Raw genomic sequence first — 23,314 nt, forward strand, 5'->3', positions numbered from 1 at the left:
TTATGATCTTAATAACAGGAGCCAACGGTAACCTCGGATCAGCGGTGATCAAACATCTTCTGAAAACTACGGAGGCAAATGAAATCGCCGGGTTGGTTAGAAGCCAGGAAAAAGGAAAAGAACTAAAAGCATTAGGTATCCAGATTCGAACCGGATCTTATGATGATGTTGAATCGCTTAAACAAGCCATGCAAGGTGTTGACAAAGTGTTATTGATCTCAGGTCTGGACCAGGAGAGATTCCAGCAACATAAGAACGTGATCGATGCTGCAGTATCGCAAGGTGTTGCTTTTATCGCCTATACCAGTGTAAGCATGAAAGATCCGGAGTCTACGGTGAATACTTTTATGAAGAGTCATTTCCAGACAGAAACATACATTATAAAAAGTGGATTGTCCTATGCTATACTTCGTGACAACCTCTATATGGATGCCATACCGATGTTTGCGGGAGAACAAGTCTTTGAAAAAGGAATTTACCTGCCTGCAGGTGACGGAAAAGTATCGTTTGCGCTAAGAGACGAAATGGCCGAAGGAATTGCCAACGTGCTAACCAGTGAGATAAAAGAGAACAAGATCTATGAAATATCCGGAGCTGAGGCTTACTCCTTTGGAGATATAGCGTCCACACTCAGTGAACTTTCCGGTAAGAAGGTCGCCTATGTAAATGCTGATAAAAAAGAATATGAAGCATTGTTGACCTCTGTTGGATTACCCGATTTTGTGAAAGCAATGGTATCTGCCTTTGCTACCGATATAAGCAAAGGGCAGCATGAAACGATATTCCCTGATCTTGAAAAACTACTGGGGAGAAAGCCCACAGGATTGAAAGCGGCATTAAGCACTTTATACGGATTTTGAATTAGTGATACTGGTGATATTGGTGATCTTAGGGATAATTGGGATGGAAATTTCTTTGTGAAATGTAATGAAAGTATATTAGACACGTCCAAGAACGAATAAACAGAAGTAGCATGAAAATAGAGATTTGGAGTGATGTGGTTTGTCCATGGTGTTACATCGGCAAACGACGGTTTGAAAAAGCGCTCGATACATTTGAAGATAAAGATAAAGTAACGGTCATTTGGAAAAGTTTCCAATTAGATCCGAATACTAAAACCGATCCGGAAACTTTTACACTGGGACATCTTGCTCAAAAGTATGGTGTTACAGAACAAGAAGCCAAACAGATGATGGATAATGTCTCTTCAGCAGCTGCAGAAGAAGGATTGGACTATAATCTTGACAAAACAACCGTCACCAATACCTTCCGTGCACATCAATTGATCCATTTTGCCGCAGCTCATGGAAAACAGGAGGAGGCTAAAGAAAAGTTACTCCATGCCTATTTCATTGAGACAAAAAATCTCGATGACACTTCCACACTTTTGGAGATCGGACGTGAAATCGGTCTGGATCCTCAAAAACTTGTGGATGCACTTACATCTGAAAAGTATTCGCATGAGGTAAGAAACGATCAGTTAACCGCCGGTAAATTAGGAATCAAAAGTGTACCTTTCTTCGTTTTTGACCGAAAGTATGGTGTTTCAGGCGCGCAGTCACCTGAAGTCTTTTTACAGTCTTTGCAAACCTCTTTTAAAGAATGGGAGGATCAGCATAAACAAACACTTTCCGTAATCGAGGGAGAATCATGTTCTCCGGACGGAGATTGTTGCTAACTCAAATATAGCATGAAAATGCCCTGTTGATTCAACAGGGCTTTTCTTTTTCCAATATTTATACTGGTTACAGATTTATACCCCCTGCAGCTTCGATACGCTGACCGTTTACCCATTTGGCATCTTCGGTACATAGAAATGCAACTACGCCTCCTATGTCATCAGCATTTCCTACACGACCTAATGCAGTAAGACTTGAAAGCATCGCATTCATCTCCTTATTATCTCTTACAGCTCCCCCTCCAAAATCTGTAGCAATCGGACCAGGTGCGACAACATTGACTCTGATCTTCCTGTCGCCTAATTCCTTGGCAAGGTATCTTGTCAGTACCTCAATAGCCCCTTTTGCCGATCCATAGGCACCATATCCCGGCACACTGAATCTTGCCAGTCCTGAAGAAACATTAACGATCCCTCCTCCTTCATTCATGAAGGATAACGCTTTCTGAATAAGAAAAAAGACCCCTTTATAATGTATATCGATCATCTGATCGAATTGCTCCTCCGTGGTCTGTAACACCGGGGCATTTACACCTACTCCCGCATTATTAATCAAGAAATCAAAGGTACCTATTCCATAAGTACTGCTCAGATAGCTCGTGATATCATCAAAGAAATTATCAAAGGAAGAAATTACAGCAGTATCCAGCTGAAAGGCACGGGCCTTTCTTCCCAGAGATTCCACCTCTGCCACCACCGCATCTGCCTGTTCGGCATTACTATGGTAGGTAATCATAACATCGATTCCTTTACCGGCAAGGGCTATTGCCATTGCTTTACCAAGACCACGGCTACCACCAGTGACCAATGCTATTTTTGTTTTTGAATTTTCCATCATTTAAATATTTATATTATGAATATTGATGGGGCAAAGGTCGTTATCGCATGAACTTTTCTGATTATATCAATCAATCGGTTATTTGCAAATTTCAAACATTGTTATTCAAGATCTAAAGCTTACCGGCGTGATCGCAGCTCTTTTCTTAAAGAAGTTCGAGAAATGCGCCACTTCCTCAAATCCAAGGCCGTATGCGATTTCCGATACATTCCAATCGGTTTGTTTTAACAGTATCTTCGCTTCCTGAAGAATACGATTATTAATGATCTCCGTAGTTGTCCTTCCCGTATTCTCTTTTAAGATACGATTGAGATGATTCACATGTATGGCCAGTCGTTCTGCATAATCTCCGGCGGTTCGCAATCCTAGTCGCTGAGCCGGTGATTCGATAGGGAATTGTCGTTCCAGCAGTTCGATAAACAGTGATATGATCCTTTTGGAGGCATTTGGAGATCCTTGAAGTACCGGAGCCGGTTGCAGTTTTTGCCCGTAATGAATCAATTCCATCACGTAATTCCTGATCAGATCATATTTAAAAGGATAATCTGTAATGATCTCCTTTTGCATCTTTTCAAATATCGACTGTAATTCCATAGTCTGTGTTTCACTGATCTCAAATATCGGAGCCCCACCCGTTTGGAATATCGGATAATCATCCGGTACAATACTAGTATTCCTTCCTGAAAGGAAATCCGCTGTAAATACGCAAAAACTACCCTCCTGGTCTTCTTCTAAGGCATAATAATGATACGGAACTCTGGGCGTTGCAAATAAAAGAGCATTCGTTTCGATCTCAATCACTTTATCTGCGTATTCTGCTCTGTTCTTACCTCTTATAAGACTTATCTTATAATAGGACCTTCGGTTATAAGGCATCCGTTTTGTCTGCTTGACTTCCCTTATCATATCAGCGATCTTAAAAACATTAAAATGCCCGATATTCTTATTGATGTCAGGTGGCAAAAGGTCATTGACTTCAATACCCGTATTTTCCGCGATCTCCTTATAAAAATCCTCTATAGACGTATTTTCGATCTGTCTCACAAGTATGTATTTGTAAATTTCAAAGATACGGATTTTTCAGTGCAAGTGAGAAGAACGGGGAGACGGTTGTTTATGGTAAATTAACAATATCCCTGTATAACGGTGACCGTTTTTAGGCTTTCATTTTGGTTACACTGTTACTTGTTACCTGTAAACCTGTTACAAAGTGACTTGTTAAATCAGTATAGCAGTAGACTGTAGGCTGTTTTCTGATTTCTATTCCCTTCTCAAAGTCCCTTAATTAACTTCAATTCTTATAAATTTTAAAAGCAGGCCCTCACTTTTTACAATGTAAGATCACACTCAAAACCTGAGTCTGCGAAGAAAACTTTAACCCCAAGTCATTCCAGTATTTAGGGCTAAAGGCTCTAAATTGCGACGACACTAGACGAAACCTAATACAGACGCCTGTATTAGGAAAGAGCCTGCCTGCGGCAGACAGGATCGACACTTTCCAATGCACCAGCAGACCAGAAGTCTCCAACCAGACACCAGTTATTCTCAACACTTAATCAAGCTCACCGCTCTTCCTTGAATAGATCTTCAAGAATGACATACAACCCTTCATCATATCCAACATATTTTGCCAGAATTTTTCCATCCGGGCTCACGATGATCTTAGTGGGGAATGCTGTCACATTAAACGCACTTACAAAATTATCCGGATCTTCTCCTTTTGCACTCAATAATTGAAACCAATCATATTCCGGTTTGCTCTTTAGGAAACTTCGAATCCTTTCAGGGGTATCGCCTGAATTGATGGCTACGATCCTGAGATCTTTCTGATGCTTATGATAAAACTTACTTAATTCAGGCATTTCCGATACACAAGGTGCACACCAGGTTCCCCAAAAGTCCAGTATCACGAAGTAGCCACGTAGCGATTGCAGATCAAAGATAGTACCATCGAGTGTAGCGTAGGTTTTTATTTCTGGTACCTCTTCTCCTACCGACGTAAATCGAATTCCTTTGATACGGCTTTCGGCTTCCATATAGATCGAATTCCCGATTGCATCCCCTTCAAAACTTTCGAAGATCTGTAATGCTTCATTTTCAGTGAGCTCTTTTCTACTCAGCATATCTAAAAAAATATCGATGGCAGCAATCGTACCGGGATTTTTATCGATAAATTGTCTCTTCGTTGAAAGAATCATGTCGTAGAGTGAATCGGATTTTACTTTTAGTGCTGTTTTCAAGATACTGTCTTTCGTCAATATTGAATTTTGAATCGATTCAGCTCGTGCATCGATCATTGGATATATCGATCGGTTTAGTGCTGCGATAGATGCATTGGCAGGATCACCGTTGGGATAAGCATTCACAAAAGTGTCTAACCTACCAGACACGGAAAGATCAGCACCAGGAAAAACATAAAATACGAGTTCATTGGCTTTCGACGGTATATACCCTCCGGGAATTATCTTTCTTAAAATAGAATCTCTGGAGTAAAAAGTTCGCTTTTCCAAACTCATAACCTCCCCTGTATATTCGAATTTTCCTTCCGTAACTCTTAGGGTATCCATGCGAAAACCCTGCTCGAAGGAAGTATCTTTAATTCTGGCATAGAATTCTCCGGAATAGGATGATTCCAGTTCTCCGCTTACATGAAATTTATGATGGGTACCGCTCATCGGTAATTCCTGTTTACATGAAATCAGGCAACATTGTATACTCAGGAGTAGTCCTGTATAATATCTTTTCATATTAAAACTGATAAAAATAAAACAAGGGAGTTTTCCTCCCTTGCTCTGAAATTGAAGATTATTCGGTATAGATATGCGTTGGCCAGTCTGTGCCGTCGGTACGGGTGATCCTTACCGTGCAATACTCATCATAACCTGCACTATACTGGTATTCAAGTGCAATATCCATGGAAGGACCATCAATATTAATGATGTGCCATTTTTCCTGTCGCGATCCTTCCACATAAACAAGTCCGTCAAGAAAATCATATACCACATTTCCAGCTCCGGCATAATAATACCCAAACATAAGATTACTCATATAATAGGTTTGTCCTTCGACCTGACTGATCGTTACCGTACCGGTCTGACCTACTGTGATCCTCCCATATCGAACTGCATTCGCTGTTGCTTCTATCCATTCATAGTTATAGGTTCCGGCCCAGATGGGCGGTGCAAAATCCAGTAACTTGGTCAGGAAAGTAAATCGATATTTAGCACCGGATTGCAATCTGGAATCAAAAGTCTCTCCATCCTTTCCGTAGATCACCCAATGTACTTCGAACAGATCTCCTGCTCTTGCAAGTTTAGCACTACGATCGAATTTCAAATTATCGATAAACATCGCATAGGTATCTTCTACATTGAAGCTCAAAGAAAATTCTCCCTCTTCATTCCACTGATTAACAGTAGCCGCTAATTTTCCTTCGTAATCAAATGGCGCACTATAATTATATCCGTTCTCTTCCTGAAGCGTAATATAGAATTCGATCTTGCTGAAATTGGTTTTCTCCACCTCTGAATTTATAGCAACCTGATATTCCACATCCTCGACACCCCAGTATTCTTCTGAGGTAAGCAGGTTGGTCTCCCATACAAAATTCTCTTTTTCTTCCACCCCACTGACTTCGAGGTTGGTCGTTGCCATCCAGGGCAGATCTTCCGGGTTAACAGCTTCCCGTACCGGATCTTCAAAGCCTTCATCACTACAGGAGAACACTGTAAATAACGAAAGTATGGGCAGCATATATAATGGTAATTTTTTCATTGTTCTTTAAAGTTTAAATTAATGCAACCTTTTACAAATTTGGATTCTGGCCAAGGATCTTAGGTGAGATCGGCACTATGTACTTCTCACTCCCCGGTTCAAGGGTATAGGTCTGCCCCTCTATCGTGCGGGTAAATACCGGCACTTCCTCTCCATAAGCATGGTATCGTTTCATATCGAACCATGTTTTTCCGGTTGCATAGAATTCCTTACGCCGCTCCAGTTTGATGTAATCGAGTAAATCTTCGCTATTTACAAAATCGGAAGTTGATAATGGTGTAAAATTGAGGATCCTGTTCTCTAAAAGGGTGTTCAATTTAGTGATCGCTTCCTCATTATGTCCCAACCTTGCATGTGCCTCTGCACTGATCATATAAAGGTCTGGGGTAGTTAGTCCTACCTGACGTTCCGCATTTATTCTGGCATAGGCAACGTTCGGACTTACATCCATACCTCCATAGGTAAGATTACTGGAAAAGATCACAAACCGGTAGTCATTATCCTGATCATAAAGCGATAACAAATCAGGGTTATAGAGCCAGGCGGGCCTGTTAAAATAATAACTGTAATATTTTCCCCATATATTATCTTTTGAATCGGTCCCGAACTGGAACTCCGTAGTGGAGAGACCTGACCAGGGATTCCCGGGTGTTCTATGGGTTAGTTGCGTATAATCATACATAAAATCATAAAGGCCTAAGGCACGATCAGCGAATTGTGCTGCTGCATCAAAATCTCCCTGATACAAAGCGATCCAGGCTCTTAATCCCATTACAGACGCCTTTCCGGGACGAAAATTAACCTCATCCACAGGCTTGTATTCGCTCAATAAAGGTTCTGCAACATCGAGATCCTTTGCTATTTGCTCATAGATCTCACCAACCGTAGCTCTTGGGAGCTGAGCGGTAAGGTCTGGCACCAACGGCATAGGAACTACCGGAACATCAAGATTTTCAGTTGAATAATGAGGTCCGTACTCATTCACCAGAAAAAAGTAATCAAAGGCACGTTGCGCGTAAGCCTGTCCTTTTATGATCTTGCGATCTTCTTCCGTCCGGTCCCCGAGATCCGCCTCATCTACATCCTGTAGGATCAGGTTATAAACATAAATGCGTTGATACTTATATTTCCAGTTATTATCATCTTCATTTTGCAGGAATTGATCCTGACTCCAGCGGTATTGATTTCGCTGAAATTCATAGGTGATCGCATTATAGATCTCATCGGTCAGATACGTATCGGGATCCATATAATAAATGTTGGCCCACGTAGGATTCGCCGTCTGGTGATCTTCAAGTAGTTTGTCATAATCTTCAATGGTATTCGGTATCTTCGAACCGGTAGGTACCACATCCAGAAATTCATCTGCATTGCAGGAGACGAAGAGAATGGCAATGAATGTTAATATGAATAGGTTTTTCATTTTCTAAAATTTTTAAAATGTTGCTCTGAGTCCGAACGTAAAGGTCTTAAGGTTATCGTAAGCCATGGTATATCTGGCCTCCGGGTCTACACCCCTGTCATTGGCAACCCATAGAAAAGGGTTCCTTACCTGTGCACTGATCCTCAGACTGGACAGGAAGATCGAAGAAAGGTATTCCGATGGCATCGTATAACCAAGTATCAGATCTCTCACACGGATAAAATCTCCTTTGATCACATTATCCTGAGAGTACATATAGTAATAATCTGCATTAAAACTATGTGTTCTACTCTCACTAAGTCCGTTATAAGGATTCACACCCTGATAGGCGATTTTAGGAACTCTTGTGGTAAGTTCATCCCCCGGTTCCTGCCATCTTTCATTCCAGATCTCGTTCATACGCTGACGTTGCGACCAACCGAGATATCCCCGACCATAATTATGGTTTAATACATAACCAAATTTATAAGTCGTGTTCACCGTCAGGTCAAATCCTTTAAAGGTCACTGTACTGCTCAAACCACCAAACCATGGTGCTATTGTTGTTCCGTGATAAATCAATTCCTCTTCTGAATCAACTCTGTCCAACCAGGACTTAGTGGTGCCATCGGTATTTTCCAGAAGTATAGTACCGGCGTTATCGAGACCGGCATAATTGAAACTATATAAATTGTTTAACGGTTTCCCTACAGCAAGGCTTCCATTCTCCACGATTTGGTTCGGCGTTTGAATCTGATCTTCGATTCCGGTCACCTCATTATGATTATACGCGATGTTCGCCTGAATTCTCCAGTCGAAATCCTTCGCTCTCAGAATGGAGGTGTTCAGGGTGAATTCAACCCCACGGTTCACCATCGATGCATAATTGACTTCTGCACTATCAAAACCATTGGTAATATCCAGCGATCTTCTTGCGATAAGGTCATCACTTTGTCTGTTATAATATTCAATAGTTCCTCCCAATCGACTCCCGAAAAGGTCAAAATCAATTCCCAGGTTGGTAGTTCTGGTTTCCTCCCATTTTAATTTATCATTGGCAGGTTGGGTAAGGATCATCATATCGAGCAGCGTTCCTCCCCACTGTCTTAAGAAATTAGTCGCTCTTGCATAAGGAGAAAGATTGCTACTGGCATTTCCATTGACCCCAAGCGTGGCTCTAACACGAAGTCTGTTAATCCAGTTAACTCCAGAAAGGAAATCCTCATTTTCTGCATTCCACGCTACCCCTGCAGACCAGAGCGGTTTATATCTGAAATCCGGATCACTTCCGAACAGGTTCTTTTGGTCGATTCTGAAGCTTCCATTGATCGCATAGCGATTGTCAAAGTCATAGGATGCATTGGCAAATCCTGATAATTCACGCTGATCACCATTGGCAAAATCAAATCCATAATCATAAAATCGACTCCCATTCCAGTTGCTTAACATCCCTCCCTCAAAGGCGAGTTCATTTACGGGTACAGACGTAAGGGTCTGTTTGTTGAATCCATATTTACGGTCGGTGAGATATTCAGAGGTGATCTTGCGCATTTCCAAACCTCCAAAGACATTGAACTCGTGCTTCCCCCAATGTTTATCCCAAGTAAGTGTATTTCTGAAAACCCACGAATTCGATTTTCTTCTTATATATTCATACCGCGTTCCTTTCGGTACCATGAATTGATTTTCAACCGCCGCAGTTGCCGGATCATCCACATACATATTGGCCACACGAATTCTTTGATCGTAGTGATCCATCGACTGGAATTCATCCGTATTGTTATATCCCTTTTCGTATTGAAAACTGGTAGAGAACTTCAGATCCTTGAAAACCTCAGCGGTTAATCCTAATTGAGCTCTCAGATAAAGTGATTCCTCCGTATTGTCATTATGCTCGATGTAGTCAAGAGCATTATAAGAATGAGATATACCCGTCAAGGCTTCCCTTTCTTCAGAAGCCCATGGATGCCAAGCCTTATAATATTGAATTCTTTGCCCGTATTCATCTACCAGTTCATTATAAGCCGATTCATTTTGAAGGCTTGACGGATTGATCCCGTTAAATAATGTTTTTTGAGCAATTCCGGTAAGTCCGGCATAGAATTCGATCTTATCATTGAAACGATAGGTATCGCGCATGTTGAAGATAAGCTGGTTATTTGCATTACCGATCGCAGCACCTTTCTGCTCATTGTACATCAGGGAAGCGTAGGTAGTATTATGCTCACTTCCGGAAGAGATTGCGAGATTATAGGTGTTCAGAATCGGACTCCTCAACAGATGTTTTTCCCATTGTTCTGCGGCATTTCTTCCGCGGAGATCATTTACAAACTTAGTATATTCCGCATTGGTCCATTGATCTCCATTCGGTGCAAGCCCGTCAAGATACATCTGAGCTTCATCAAGCAAGGTCACCGAATAATTAAAATTCAGTGGTGTACTATAATTCAGGTTCCAGCCCTTATCGATATATTCCTTCTCCAGATCGATCTGATCGGAAGTATTCATCCAGTCCATATCGGAATAATCAATCTTTTCGGTAATGGAGGTGAATGTAGAAACATCGATCTTCAGCTTTTGGTTAGCTTTCCCTTTCTTTGTCGTGATAACGATCACTCCATTGCTGGCTCTGGCTCCCCAGATCGAAGCTGCGGAAGCATCTTTAAGAATGTTAACTGATTCAACATCTTCTGGATTTACATTGACATTATATGGGTTTGAAACCGGGAAACCATCTACCACCACCAATGGGGTATATCCGAGATTTATGGTACTTCTTCCGCGGATAGTTATGATTCCGTTGTTATAATCAAGTCCGGCAACTGTTCCTTCCAGACGTTCTAATAGGTTGATGGATGCAGGACGTGTCTGCAATTGTTCCGGACCAACCTGTCCGAAAGATCCGGCCGAACGTTCCTTGGCGATGGTCTGATATCCGGTAACCACCACCTCATCCAGCTTGCTCACCTCTTCCTTCAGGGTGATTACCACATTGCTCAGGTTAGGATATTGAGACAGTTCAATGATCTGTTCCTCAAAACCGATATAATGAAATTTTAGTCCGGTAGTCTCCTCAGGAACCTGAATTCTATATTTTCCTTCAAAATCACTAACTGTTCCGAGTTTATCATCTACCGTAGTTACATATACACCAGTGAGCGGTACCCCTTTTTCATCGGTGATCATTCCGGAAACCGTAATGATTGTTTGTCCGGATACAACAGGGTGCGGCATCTTTACAGGATTAGATCCTTTTTTATTAGCGCGTAGTAAAACCTGGGTATCCCGTACTTCAAAATCTATCTGAGTACCTTTAAAAAGGGAATTCAATATAGTATCGATCCTTTCTTTACTGGCATGTATAGAAATGGTATGATTGAGATCGATCTCATTCGACCGGTAGATAAATTTAAACTCAGAGGTAGTTTCAATTCTGTCGATCGCTTCCTTAAGTGTTACATTTTCGAGGTCAAGTGAGATCCTCGCCTTTTGTGCATAACTATCATTGGCGTGAAGACTGAGTAGTACAGTAAATAACAATAAAAAGGTTAATCTCATCTTCAGATCAAGTTTAGGAACCCGGCAAAAATAGCCGTATTCCCTAAAAATTTTTTTCATACTTTTAGGTGTTGATAATTAGTGGTTAATGAATATTGATCACTTAAAACATACGGAAGGTGGTTCCAGCACCTTCCGTTTTTTATATAAAGTGCGATCAATGTTTTAGTTAGCTGGTAATTTTTATCAATTCATCGGCACTTAATTTTTAGGTTGACTTATGTAAATGATTTCATTCTCTATTCTGTAATTCATTTGATAAAGGTCTTTAAAATAGGAAAGCACCTTTTCCAGGTCTTCATGATCAAGTGTTCCACTGAATGGCTCATAGGAAAGCGCTTCATCTTCGATCACTATCTTAACATTGTATTGTCTTTCCAGTTTTCTTGCGATATTTCTAAATGGCATATCCCGGAAAATAAGTCGGCCAGTCATCCAGGAAGTATACACCGCTGTATTGACTTGAGAAACGATAATAGAATTTTCTGCGGAGGTCTTATTCAAAGCACCCTTCATACCGGGTTCCAGCATTGCACGTGATGCACCATCGAAAGCTGAAAGAGCAACCGATCCCTCTACCAGTACAACATCGACATTGGTATCTTCCGGATAAGAGGTCACATTAAATTCGGTACCCAGCACCGTAACTTTGAGCTCTTCCGTCGAAACACTGAATGGTGCTGACTCATTTTTGGCCACGTCGAAATAGGCCTCCCCGATTAAAGTCACCTCTCTGCGATCACCTGAAAGAAATTTAACCGGATAACGTATAGCACTGCCGGAATTCAAAACCACTCTGGTACCGTCTGACAAGTATAAATCGAATTTCCTTCCAAATGGGACTTTCAACGTATTATAAGCTAACTTGTCGTTTGAACTTCCGGACTGATAGGTTAGGCGATCAGCTTCCTGTTTACCAATTACCTCCCCTTTTGCATTAGTAAACTGCCGGTTCCCAGTTTCATCAAGAATCTCGATAGACCCATCTTCAAGTTCCAAAGTGATCGATTCCGTTTTTGCAGGTATTATAGTTGTTTCAAATGGATTGTTCAGTTTTATAAGATATCCCAGACCAATAATTCCGATGAAAACAGCAACATATTTCAACCAACCTAAACGGGAATCCGATTTCTTCTCACGCTGGAATGGCGTTCGCTCCATTCGCTTAAGAAGTCGTAAATAGGCTTCCCCCGTATCTCTTTCGTTAATCGCAAAATGAAGATCAAAATCTTCTTTCAGGATTTTGTCGAAAATTTGACGATTCTCCGGGTTTGAAAGCCAAAGTCGTAATCGTTGTTCTTCCTCCTTCGAAAGGGTATCATCGATATATTTTTGAATCAGATCTTCCAATGTTATTTATTCCTTGTTCTATTAATAAATCTTGCTAATTTGTAAAAACCCTTAAAAGAAATTTAATTTTTTTTAATATTTACACTTTCAATCTTGATTCCTTAAGCGTAAAAGTATCCATTCAGATGACTGAACTACAATTGATAAGTGCACTTAAAGATGGAGATCAGGGAGCTTTTAAAAGTCTCTTTGAACGCTATTATCAATTGTTATTCTCCTATACCAATGCCTATGTTAAAGATAATGACAAATCGGAAGACATTGTACAACAGGCATTTATATCTCTATGGGAACAACGGGAAAATGCAGAAAGGATCACCAATTTGAAAGGCTATCTCTCCAGAATATGTTATAATATCTATGTCGATCATTACCGACAAAAAAAGAAGGAACAGGAATTCTTTGATGATCTTAAATTCCGTGCTTTATCAGCACATCTAGAATCTGATGAAGAAGTTATGGCCGATAAAATCAGGAAACTGAAGTCGGTAATCGCTGAACTTCCGGAACGCTGCCGTGAGATATTGCTGAAAAATAAAATAGAAGGCCTCAAATACCGTGAGATAGCCGAAGAAATGAACATCTCTGTCAAAACCGTAGAATCACAAATGCGAATCGCTTATCAAAAGATCCGGGAAAATTTCAAAGGGGAAAATGAATACCTTCTTTTTCTGCTCCTTCATAAAAGTCCGAAAAATTTTTACCGTAAAGCGTGCGAAGAACGGGTTGAAAGTTTCTAGTGGTAAGTGGTAAATTATAAATGGTTGATTATAATTCAAATCTCAATTCATAATTCTTAATTCTTAATTCTTAATTCATAACTCTCAATTCCCCTCAATGCCCCTTGTAAGATTGAAAAACACTTTATTCCTGTATTTATCTGAAAGCCATTGTATAGCCTGTTCGCTTCGCTTTCCGCTGGCACAATACACAAGTATATTGTCAAAAGGTTTGAGTTCTTCGTAGCGAACGGATAATTCAGTGAGCGGAATATGATAACCTCCTATACTTTTAACTTTGCGTTCTTCTGTTTCCCGGACATCCAGTAAAAAGAATTCTTCAGGTCGCATCTGAAAGGTCTTCAGATCGATTTCCCTGTTTAATGAACACAGACTATTTTCAGATACCAATGCTGTAATCTCAATCGACGGATCCTTATGAAAAGTGAATACTTGTTGCTTCATCGTCAACAGATCGATCTTCAAGAGCTTACCGCACAGAATATCTCCCAGTTCAAGGATCATTTTAAGTACTTCATTCGCCATCAACACCCCCATCATACCCGGTAATACTCCCAGCACCCCTACAGAATTGCATGCCGGAGTTAACTCAGGATCTCCCCGATCCGGAAAAAGGCATCGATAGGTAGGTCCCCCCTTATAATTGAAGACACTGAGTTGCCCTTCAAATTTAAATATCGAAGCCATAACCAAAGGTTTGCCAGAAAGAACCGCAGCATCATTTGCCAGATATTTAGTATTGAAATTATCACTACCATCGATGAGAATATCATATCCCTCAAGTAGGTCAAGTGCATTATCAGATTGAAATTTTACAGGATAAGGAATAATAGAGACCTCAGGATTTAATTCGCTTAAACGTGATGCTGCAACGTTCACTTTAAGCTTACCGATTTCGGAAGTGGAAAACAGCACCTGACGTTGCAGGTTGCTCAGGGATACAACATCATTATCCACAATGCCTATGGTACCCACTCCAGCTGCAACCAGATATTGAAGTAAGGGACAACCGAGTCCGCCGGCCCCGATCACCAATATTTTCGAAGCTGTGATCTTCTGCTGACCTGCATATCCTATTTCATTCAACTTGATATGGCGGGAATAGCGCTCGTTTAAAGATGTCTTTTCTAACTCCATGATCCTTCCCAATCTTTCCAAACAGGTTCCAGTCCTTGCTGCTTTAACATATCGGCGATCATTTCCACCGAACGTTCATCCGAAATTTCAAATTGCTCAAGCGATTCAGGGGCTACTACATACCCTCCCGGATTCGTCTTAGATTCAGCGCTCATAGAAGTAATTCCCAGGTTTACTACATGATCCCTGAAGATCTCCCGTTCACGGGTTGATAGTGAAAGCTCCACATCACCATCGATAATGCGATAAGCACAGATCAATTGAACAAGATCTGCATCGGTCATTTCAACTTTTGGATCAAGTCCTCCGCTAAATGGTCTTAATCGCGGAAAAGAGATCGAATACCGGGTTTTCCAGTAGGTCTTTTGCAGGTACTTCAAATGTAAAGCCGTAAGGAAACTGTCTGCCCGCCAGTCTTCCAAACCGAATAGAGCACCCAATCCGATCTTATGAATACCTGCCCTACCCAATCGATCCGGTGTTTCCAATCGATAATCAAAATTTGATTTCTTCCCTTTGGGGTGGTGCATCTTATAAGTCTCCCTGTGATAAGTCTCCTGATACACCAGGGTTGCGTAGAGTCCGGCACTGATTAAACGTTCATATTCATCCTGATCCAAGGGCTGTACTTCCATTGAAATATTGGCAAAGTGTGGTTTCAAAAGTCGGATAGCGTTGCACAGATACTCAACCCCTACCGTTCGGTTCGCTTCTCCGGTCACCAGTAAGATATGCTGATAGCCTTTTGCTTTCAAAAAACGAGCCTCCTTTAAGATCTCTTCATCCGTGAGGGTTCTTCGCGGAATCTTATTGGTAAGACTGAACCCGCAATAGGTGCAGATGTTCTGACACTCGTTACTCAGATAAAGCGGTGCATACATCTGCATGGTATTCCCATAGCGCCTGCGGGTAAGCTGCTGGCTCCTCATCGCCATCTGTTCGAGAAATGGTTTGGCTGCCGGTGATATCAAGGCCTTTAGCTCTTCAAGTCCGGGGTTTGCACTATTCAGGGCTTGCCTTACTTCGCCCGCCGACTTATTCATGATCTCCTCCAATATGTCATCCCATTGGTACTGGTCGAGTATCAATTTGAAACTATTCATACAGAAACTGAGTTAAAGGACTACTGGCTGCAGCCTGATTATTTATTCCTCCAAGTTTTGCTTCAAAGGCCATCCTACCTGAGATCACGGCCATTTTAAAGGCTGATGCCATTTTCACAGGGTCGGATGAAACCGCAATTGCGGTATTGACCAATACGGCATCAGCACCGATCTCCATTGCTTGTGCCGCATGGGAAGGACTCCCGATACCGGCATCTACAACAACCGGCACATTGCTTTGTTCGATAATGATCTCCAGGAAATCAAGGGTTCTCAAGCCCTTATTTGTTCCGATTGGAGCTCCCAGGGGCATCACACATTGGGCACCTACTTCCTCAAGTCTTTTGCATAATACCGGATCAGCATGGATGTACGGCATCACTACGAAACCAAGCTTCACCAATTCTTCACATGCTTTAAGTGTCTCTACCGGATCCGGAAGCAAATATTTAGGATCGGGATGAATCTCAACCTTTACCCAGTTCGTGCCCAGAGCCTCTTGTGCCATTCGGGCCGCAAATACTGCTTCCTCAGCGGTACGAACCCCAGATGTATTCGGCAATAAAGATACTTGCTCAATACCAAGATGTAAGAGCAGATCATCTTCAGGACTTCCGGCCTCCACCCGCTTGAGTGCAACAGTTACCAATTCGCTTTCAGAACTGATCACAGCTTCTCTCATTTCCTGACTGTTTCTGAATTTTCCCGTACCCATAAAAAGGCGGGAATTAAATGTTTTATTCGCTATTTTTAAAACTGACTCCATATGCTTTCTTTTTCGAATGTTCTGTTGATTTGATCTATACGTTCGGATGGGAAATCTGATTCAGTAAGCCATCCGGAAACGGCAACCCCATGTAAGCCTGCCCTATATAAATCTTGAAGATCTGCAGCAATGATTCCACCGATCGCAATGATCGGTAGCGATCCACCATCCTGCCTGTACTCCTGTAGTAGTTTTCGATAGCCTGAGATTCCAAGTACCGGACTCAATTTTTTTTTGGTAGTCGTAAATCGCAGTGGACCAAGTCCTATATAATCAACACCGGCAAGCTGTAAACGAATACAATCTTCCAGGGTATTTGCCGTACCTCCTATAATAAATCCGGATACCAGAATTTTTCTTGCTACTTTCGGATCGGTATCCGAACTACCGAGATGTACGCCATCCGCACCCACTTTTGCTGCGATCGACACATGATCATTGATGATGATCGTAGCTCCAGCATTCCTGCAAAGTTTTACTGCTGCCCTTGCCGTATCCTCAATAATTTCAATCGGGTAATCCTTTAAACGTAACTGCACCCATTTACACCCGGCATCGAGCATTCTCCCGATATTTTCCAGATGAAGGGCCGACGACTCGCCCTGACTGATATAATGTAATTTTGCGATCATAAATGATATCCTGTTAATGATGGGTGACTACTCAGAAATCTTTCAGTAAAGTCTTTTGCCAACCTGGATGCGGTCAAAAAATCACCTCCTGTTGCAAGTCCACAAGTCAATGCTGAAGACAACACGCATCCGCTTCCATGCTTTGGCGGAAGTATTCTTTCCTCTCCGGAGATCTTATAAGTCGATCCCCCTTTAAGATGTAGTACATCTGTTCCTTTTTCTGTTTCACTATGTCCTCCTTTGAGATAACAATGCGTAAATCTGGTTACATATTTCATGCCCTCTGAGACTGAAGAAGAGGATGCGAATTGTCGGATCTCCGGAATATTTGGAGTGATCATGGTGATCTTTTTCAGTACCTCCGGCAAATAGGGATCCTGCAGCATCTCATCTTTGGTGAAACGGTAATCAGTACTCGAACTGATCACAGGATCCCAGACAACCGGGATCTCGGGTTCGGTAATCCGGATCTGATCGAGAATTTTGTCGAGTAAGGCAAGATTCTGAACAATACCGATCTTAATTGCCTTGATCTTGTTACAGTTAAGCAGTACTTTCAATTGTTTCAAAACGGTATGATCGGGAATCCAGTCACAGCAAAAGAATTCTTCAGGTGTCTGAATAGTATTTGCGGTTAAGACACCGGTTCCATAACACCCCAGAGAATTTACAGTTTTGATATCTGCGAGCATACCCGCTCCCCCCGAAGGATCAAAACCTGAGACACAAAGCACCATTGCTCGGTTAAAAGATGTTTTCACTGGCTTCTCTAATTTTTATAAATTCTTTTATCGGGTCTTCCCTATTCCATATGCTTCCTAATACCCCAGCTCCCGAATATCCCATTCGAGGTAGAGCTCCAACATTTTCCGCGGTAATTCCCCCTAAAGCAAAAACCGGCAAAGGAGGATCCGATAGATGAAATTTCCTTCCGTGATATTTATCCTTCGAAATGGAATCAAAAACCGGACTCAGAAAAGCGTAATCGAATGTGGTTACTTTTTCCAGAGAATCCGGATCATGAACCGCGGTACTGATCAATCCGCCCGTCATCTCAAAAGGGTATACTTCGGGTAAATCCGAATTTCGCATGGATTCCTTGAGATGTCTGCCACCCAGGTTGAATTCCTCTAACAGGTCAAAGTGATCTTGTATTACCATTCTGGTATGGAATTCCGCATCAAATCCCTGTAGCCATTCGCGCAACCCTTCTCTGTTCATACCTGGTTTACGAACATGCAAACGGGATAGTCCTTCCCGAAACATTTCCTGCAAAAGGACCATCTCATTTTTTATACCTATCTCCTGTGTTATTAGGATGATCATGATTTACAGATAGACCTCATTTCCTTTATCCCTGAACTCTCTGGACTTGTTCTTCATCCCTTCCTCCAGCGCTTCTTCGGTTTCGAGTCCGTGCTCTTCTGCATAGTTCCGTACATCCTGAGTGATCTTCATCGAACAGAAATGGGGTCCACACATCGAACAAAAATGGGCCACCTTTGCATTTTCCGACGGAAGTGTTGCATCATGGAATTCCCTTGCGGTATCAGGGTCCAGGGAAAGGTTGAACTGATCGTTCCAACGGAATTCGAAACGCGCCTTACTCATCGCATTATCACGGTGCTGTGCTCCGGGATGGCCTTTCGCAAGATCCGCAGCATGAGCAGCGATCTTATAAGTAATAACTCCGGTCTTTACATCCTCACGATCCGGCAATCCCAGGTGTTCTTTTGGGGTTACATAACACAACATAGCACATCCGTACCAGCCGATCATCGCGGCTCCGATCCCACTGGTGATATGGTCATAGCCGGGTGCAATATCCGTGGTAAGCGGTCCTAATGTGTAGAAGGGAGCTTCTCCACACTCAGTCAGTTGCTTATCCATATTTTCTTTGATCATGTGCATCGGAATATGGCCCGGGCCTTCAATGATGCATTGTACATCGTGCTTCCAGGCGATCTTCGTCAGTTCTCCAAGCGTCTCTAATTCTGCAAATTGTGCATAATCATTTGCATCCGCTATACTTCCAGGTCGTAATCCGTCACCCAGGGAAAAAGACACATCATAAGCTTTCATGATCTCACAGATCTCTTCAAAATGAGTATAAAGGAAGTTTTCCTGATGATGCGCCAGGCACCATTTTGCCATGATCGAACCACCTCGTGAAACGATACCTGTAACCCGCTTTGCAGTATGGGGAATATAGCGAAGTCGTACCCCGGCATGGATAGTGAAATAATCCACGCCCTGCTCTGCCTGTTCGATCAAGGTATCCCGGAAGATCTCCCAGGTCAGGTCTTCGGCCTTACCATTTACCTTTTCGAGAGCCTGGTAAATAGGCACGGTTCCAATTGGTACCGGAGAATTTCGAAGGATCCACTCCCGGGTTTCATGAATATTCTTTCCTGTGGAAAGATCCATGATGGTATCGGCTCCCCATCGACAAGCCCAAACCGCTTTCTCCACTTCCTCCTCGATAGAAGAGGTAACCGCTGAATTACCGATATTGGCATTGATCTTTACCAGAAAGTTTCGACCGATGATCATGGGTTCACTTTCCGGGTGATTGATGTTACAAGGAATCACTGCCCTTCCACGGGCAACCTCGTCCCTTACGAACTCCGGTGTGATCACCTCTGGAATCGAAGCCCCGAAGGATTCACCATTATGCTGCGGGGTAATTTCTTTTAGTTCCTGTAATCTCTGATTTTCCCGAATGGCGATGTATTCCATTTCCGGTGTAATGATCCCTTTTTTAGCATAGTGCATCTGGGTAACATTCTTCCCTTCTTTCGCTTTCAGTGGTTTTCGGTTCACCTGAAAACGCAATTCCTCCAATTTAGGGTCTGAAGCTCTTTCTCGTCCGAATTCTGAGGAAAGCCCCGGTAATAAATTGACATCCTCCCGGGCAGCAATCCATTGCTGACGCACCGGCTGTAACCCATTGCGAACATCGATCTCAATGGTTGGATCGGTATAAGGTCCGCTCGTATCATAAACCAAAACCGGTTCGTTTGGCGTTCGGGTATTCTTGAATTTGTCTACGGTATCGTCGAGTACGATCTTACGCATCGGCACCCGGATCTCCGGGTACAGAGTACCGTTCACATAGATCTTTTCAGCATTGGGAAAAGGATCCCTGCTGATGCTTTGCCCGGAGGGCATTTGATCATTCTTCATAAGTTGATTGATTTACGCGTTTTTAAATGCTGTAACCGTCAACCTCCCTGAGTAGCCTGAATAATGACCACGTTATTTCCGTCGGCAAGCCGATATTTCTGCCATAACGACCGGGTGATGATCTCTTCATCAACAGCGATGGCGACTCCTCTTGAAGTCATTGAAAGTACGGAAAGAAGTTCCTCAAGATTCAGAGAACCCTCGAATGAATGGGATTGATTGTTTACGTTTACAGTTATCATAATTTTTAAAATTTTAATAGCTGTAAACTTTTAGGGAATTGTTCCTGTAGAAAAGTGATACAATTACTGATACGTTTATTAAGTAAAACAAAAACAGCAAAAGATCGGTTAACTTTTCCCTTCGCAGGTATTATCCTGGATCAGGTTCAAAGGGTATTATCTCAGCCGGACTTAACCGACACCCCTAAAGTTTACGATGTCAAATATAAAATAAAAACATGGAATAACATAGTGACAATGATGACAATGGTGACACAAGTGACATTGGTGACACAAGTGACATTGGTGATACTGGTGGCACTAGTGGCATTAGTGATCCTAATACAACTGGGGATGATCAGGTTATAAAAACCGGAATTTTAACTTTATGCCGAACCCGGTTGACGGTGGTACCGAAGATCAGGTCGGTGATGTTATCGTGACCATGGCGACCCATGATCAGGAGGTCGATCTTATTTTCCGGAGCGTTCACCACAGCTGCGATCGCCTTGGAAGGTTTACCGAATTCAAGAATGCCCTTCGCCTGACTTCCGTTTCGTTCGAATTCCTGTACATAGGCATTGAGCATTTCAAGGTCCTTCTCGGTTTCGAGATCATCGATCTGCTTCCCATATACAAGAGCACCGGCAGTTTCTACCACATGAATTAAATGGTAGGTTGCATCAGTACCTCCCAGACGAAAAGCGGTGGTCAAACTCTTCTTATCAGAATCTGTAAAATCGATGGCAATAGCGATCTGTTTGTAGAACCGATCGGTCCTGGTCAGGGAAATATCAACCGGATAGCTATGGGGTATACCGGATGGACGCATTACGTATCCTTTAGAACGTAACCAGGGCATAAAGGTGATGTATAATAACAGCACTACAGCGCCGATCACTAAAGGAAGAACGATCGCATAGATCCAGATCGGATCCTCCGAATTTTGAATCCACCCTATCATTTCATCGAAGACCAACTTGGCATTGAGTCCGACGATCACAAGGGTAACGAGCCAGGAAACTATTCTTGTGGGCCATTTGATCTCGAATCCGTTCATCAGATTCTTGTCGCTTACGAAATGGATCAGTGGGATCATGGCGAATCCGAGTTGCAGGCTGAGTACTACTTGGCTTAATACAAGCAGTTCTCCCGTCGAATCTGGTCCGAACCACAATATGGTAATCAAAGCCGGAACTATCGCCAGCAAACGCGTGATTAGACGCCTTACCCAGGGTTGTATCCGGAGATTGAGATAACCTTCCATCACGATCTGGCCGGCAAGAGTTCCGGTAAGCGTTGAACTTTGACCAGCTGCAATCAGGGCAAGGGCAAAAAGTATGGGAGCCCATTTGGTTCCAAGAAGATTATGCAGTAATTGATGCGCATCCTGAATTTCCGCCACTTCGAAATGACCGCTGTTATAAAAGACAGCTGCTGCAAGGATGAGGATGGCCGCATTGACAAAGAAAGCCAGGTTGAGTGCAATCGCGGAATCTATAAAATTAAAACGAATCGCCTGCCGTATTCCGGAACGGTTATGTTCGAACTTCCTGGATTGCACCAGGGAAGAATGCAGGTAAAGGTTATGCGGCATTACGGTGGCTCCGATGATTCCAATTGCGATATACAATGCGCCGTCATCGGGTAACGTCGGCACAAATCCCGTTACCAGCTCAGACATATCCGGTTTTGCCAGGATCATTTCTACCACAAAGCAAAGTCCGATCACCGAGATCAGCGCAATGATAAAAGCCTCCATCTTACGCATTCCTTTACTGATGAGGAAAAGTAAGATAAAGCTATCGAAGACGGTTAAGCAAACACCCCAGATCAATGGAATATCGAAAAGTAGCTGGAGTCCGATAGCCATCCCGATCACCTCGGCAAGGTCACAGGCAGCGATAGCGATCTCCGCGAGGAAATACAGGAAAAAATTCACGACTGGCGGATAGGTCTCTGCAGAAGCCTGAGCCAGGTCACGTCCGCGAACAATTCCCAGTCGGGCGCTAAGACTTTGCAGTAAGAGTGCCATGATATTCGACATGAGTAAGACCCAGATAAGCGCATAACCATATCGACTCCCACCGGCCAGATCGGTAGCCCAGTTTCCGGGATCCATATAACCGACACTGATGAGGTATGCCGGACCTAAAAAAGCGAGTATACGTCCGAACCGGGATCGTTTCCCAGAGGTATCTACCGATTCATGAACTTCATCTAACGAGCGATGGTGATGAGTTTTACGCATAGGTTTTGGTTGGTAATAATGCAATCGCTTACCTAACAAAAGTAATTGAAGTCACTGACATGATGGTAATTATGAAATATTTTTCTCAAAACCAGAACTAAAGAACTGATTTTTAATCAATTAATTTCTTAAATTGAAATGGTTTCATTTTTTTTGAAATTTATATTGTGCGGTTCGAATATGGTCTTTATATTTGCACCGCTTTACAAATAAAGCATGTGAGGTTAAAGCTAGCCTTTAATCGAACTGGTCGAGTAGCTCAGCTGGATAGAGCATCTGCCTTCTAAGCAGACGGTCACAGGTTCGAATCCTGTCTCGATCACATCACTCAAAAAAGCCGGTGCGGATGCACCGGCTTTTTTTTGTTCTATAAATTAAGCCAAGCCAGCGCTTGAGCTTAATTTATGGGGCAAAAAAAACAGGGATGCGAGAGCAGACCTGACTTTTTTATTTGCAGTAGGGAGCGTTTTCAGGATCACGGTAGTAATCCTCTTCTTTTCTTATAAGCCAAGCCAGTGCTTGAGCTTAATTTATGGGGCAAAAAAAAACAGGGATGCGGTAGCAGACCTGACTTTTTTATTTGCAGTAGGGAGCGTATTCAGGATCACAGAGATAATCCTTAGTCTTCTTTCAAAACCAAGCCAGCGCTTGAGCTTAATTTATGGGGCAAAAAAAAAA

19 protein-coding genes, 1 tRNA gene and 1 riboswitch are annotated in these 23,314 nt (G+C 42.5%); of the genes, 4 read left to right on the forward strand and 16 right to left on the reverse strand.

Translation table 11 applies throughout. The annotated features are described in order from the left end of the window. Positions 1-2: 2 nt before the first annotated feature. Entirely contained in the window at positions 3-860 is an 858-nt protein-coding gene (locus DMZ48_RS17740) for an SDR family oxidoreductase (RefSeq protein WP_143956513.1), read from the forward strand. Positions 861-973: 113 nt separating this feature from the next. Then, a complete protein-coding gene (locus DMZ48_RS17745; RefSeq protein WP_143956514.1) occupies positions 974-1,678 on the forward strand; it encodes a DsbA family oxidoreductase in 705 nt (234 codons plus the stop codon). A gap of 67 nt (positions 1,679-1,745) precedes the next feature. On the opposite strand, the gene DMZ48_RS17750 is transcribed toward DMZ48_RS17745, so the two are convergent. From DMZ48_RS17750 to DMZ48_RS17780, 7 genes are all read right to left on the reverse strand, one after another. Further along, positions 1,746-2,513, reverse strand: a complete 768-nt coding sequence (locus tag DMZ48_RS17750; RefSeq protein ID WP_422395445.1) for an SDR family oxidoreductase — start codon at positions 2,511-2,513, stop codon at positions 1,746-1,748. Between the two features lie 108 nt (positions 2,514-2,621). After that, positions 2,622-3,560: a helix-turn-helix domain-containing protein gene (locus tag DMZ48_RS17755; RefSeq protein WP_143956516.1), complete on the reverse strand. Its 939-nt coding sequence runs from the start codon at positions 3,558-3,560 to the stop codon at positions 2,622-2,624. A gap of 518 nt (positions 3,561-4,078) precedes the next feature. Continuing rightward, a complete protein-coding gene (locus tag DMZ48_RS17760; RefSeq protein ID WP_143956517.1) occupies positions 4,079-5,263 on the reverse strand; it encodes a TlpA family protein disulfide reductase in 1,185 nt (394 codons plus the stop codon). A 58-nt stretch (positions 5,264-5,321) separates the two neighbouring features. Then, a complete protein-coding gene (locus DMZ48_RS17765; RefSeq protein WP_143956518.1) occupies positions 5,322-6,290 on the reverse strand; it encodes a hypothetical protein in 969 nt (322 codons plus the stop codon). Between the two features lie 31 nt (positions 6,291-6,321). Then, positions 6,322-7,713 (reverse strand): RagB/SusD family nutrient uptake outer membrane protein, encoded by a 1,392-nt coding sequence (locus DMZ48_RS17770; RefSeq protein WP_143956519.1) that lies wholly within the window; start codon positions 7,711-7,713, stop codon positions 6,322-6,324. A 12-nt stretch (positions 7,714-7,725) separates the two neighbouring features. Then, entirely contained in the window at positions 7,726-11,310 is a 3,585-nt protein-coding gene (locus tag DMZ48_RS17775; RefSeq protein ID WP_143956520.1) for a SusC/RagA family TonB-linked outer membrane protein, read from the reverse strand. Positions 11,311-11,451: 141 nt separating this feature from the next. Further along, positions 11,452-12,600 (reverse strand): FecR family protein, encoded by a 1,149-nt coding sequence (locus DMZ48_RS17780; RefSeq protein ID WP_143956521.1) that lies wholly within the window; start codon positions 12,598-12,600, stop codon positions 11,452-11,454. Between the two features lie 125 nt (positions 12,601-12,725). Between DMZ48_RS17780 and DMZ48_RS17785 the strand changes: the two genes are divergently transcribed. Then, entirely contained in the window at positions 12,726-13,340 is a 615-nt protein-coding gene (locus DMZ48_RS17785) for an RNA polymerase sigma factor (protein WP_143956522.1), read from the forward strand. A gap of 84 nt (positions 13,341-13,424) precedes the next feature. Here DMZ48_RS17785 and DMZ48_RS17790 read toward each other — a convergent pair whose 3' ends face one another. The 9 genes from DMZ48_RS17790 to DMZ48_RS17830 form a co-directional block, all read right to left on the reverse strand. Further along, positions 13,425-14,477, reverse strand: a complete 1,053-nt coding sequence (locus DMZ48_RS17790) for a ThiF family adenylyltransferase (protein WP_143956523.1) — start codon at positions 14,475-14,477, stop codon at positions 13,425-13,427. Beyond that, the gene (gene thiH, locus DMZ48_RS17795; protein ID WP_143956524.1) at positions 14,468-15,580 is read right to left on the reverse strand and encodes a 2-iminoacetate synthase ThiH; all 1,113 of its coding nucleotides are present in this window, start codon (positions 15,578-15,580) and stop codon (positions 14,468-14,470) included. Before thiH ends, DMZ48_RS17790 begins: the two co-directional genes overlap by 10 nt. Then, positions 15,573-16,346, reverse strand: a complete 774-nt coding sequence (locus DMZ48_RS17800) for a thiazole synthase (RefSeq protein ID WP_143956525.1) — start codon at positions 16,344-16,346, stop codon at positions 15,573-15,575. Before DMZ48_RS17800 ends, thiH begins: the two co-directional genes overlap by 8 nt. Further along, positions 16,331-16,978 (reverse strand): thiamine phosphate synthase, encoded by a 648-nt coding sequence (locus tag DMZ48_RS17805; protein WP_143956526.1) that lies wholly within the window; start codon positions 16,976-16,978, stop codon positions 16,331-16,333. Before DMZ48_RS17805 ends, DMZ48_RS17800 begins: the two co-directional genes overlap by 16 nt. Next, on the reverse strand, positions 16,975-17,739 hold the full coding sequence (locus DMZ48_RS17810; RefSeq protein ID WP_143956527.1) for a hydroxymethylpyrimidine/phosphomethylpyrimidine kinase: 765 nt from the start codon (positions 17,737-17,739) through the stop codon (positions 16,975-16,977). Before DMZ48_RS17810 ends, DMZ48_RS17805 begins: the two co-directional genes overlap by 4 nt. Continuing rightward, positions 17,723-18,304, reverse strand: coding sequence for a thiamine phosphate synthase (locus DMZ48_RS17815; protein ID WP_143956528.1), 582 nt, complete (start codon positions 18,302-18,304; stop codon positions 17,723-17,725). Before DMZ48_RS17815 ends, DMZ48_RS17810 begins: the two co-directional genes overlap by 17 nt. A 3-nt stretch (positions 18,305-18,307) precedes the next feature. Next, positions 18,308-20,164, reverse strand: a complete 1,857-nt coding sequence (gene thiC, locus DMZ48_RS17820) for a phosphomethylpyrimidine synthase ThiC (protein ID WP_143956529.1) — start codon at positions 20,162-20,164, stop codon at positions 18,308-18,310. Positions 20,165-20,202: 38 nt separating this feature from the next. Continuing rightward, a complete protein-coding gene (thiS, locus tag DMZ48_RS17825) occupies positions 20,203-20,406 on the reverse strand; it encodes a sulfur carrier protein ThiS (protein ID WP_143956530.1) in 204 nt (67 codons plus the stop codon). Between the two features lie 99 nt (positions 20,407-20,505). Continuing rightward, a riboswitch (TPP riboswitch) is annotated at positions 20,506-20,602 on the reverse strand. A gap of 141 nt (positions 20,603-20,743) precedes the next feature. After that, complete coding sequence (locus tag DMZ48_RS17830) at positions 20,744-22,636, reverse strand: Nramp family divalent metal transporter (protein WP_143956531.1); 1,893 nt, start codon at positions 22,634-22,636, stop codon at positions 20,744-20,746. 248 nt (positions 22,637-22,884) lie between these two features. Between DMZ48_RS17830 and DMZ48_RS17835 the strand changes: the two genes are divergently transcribed. After that, positions 22,885-22,958: transfer RNA gene (locus DMZ48_RS17835), tRNA-Arg, on the forward strand. Positions 22,959-23,314 lie beyond the last annotated feature (356 nt).

Source organism: Robertkochia solimangrovi (assembly GCF_007279655.1).
Classification (GTDB): domain Bacteria; phylum Bacteroidota; class Bacteroidia; order Flavobacteriales; family Flavobacteriaceae; genus Robertkochia; species Robertkochia solimangrovi.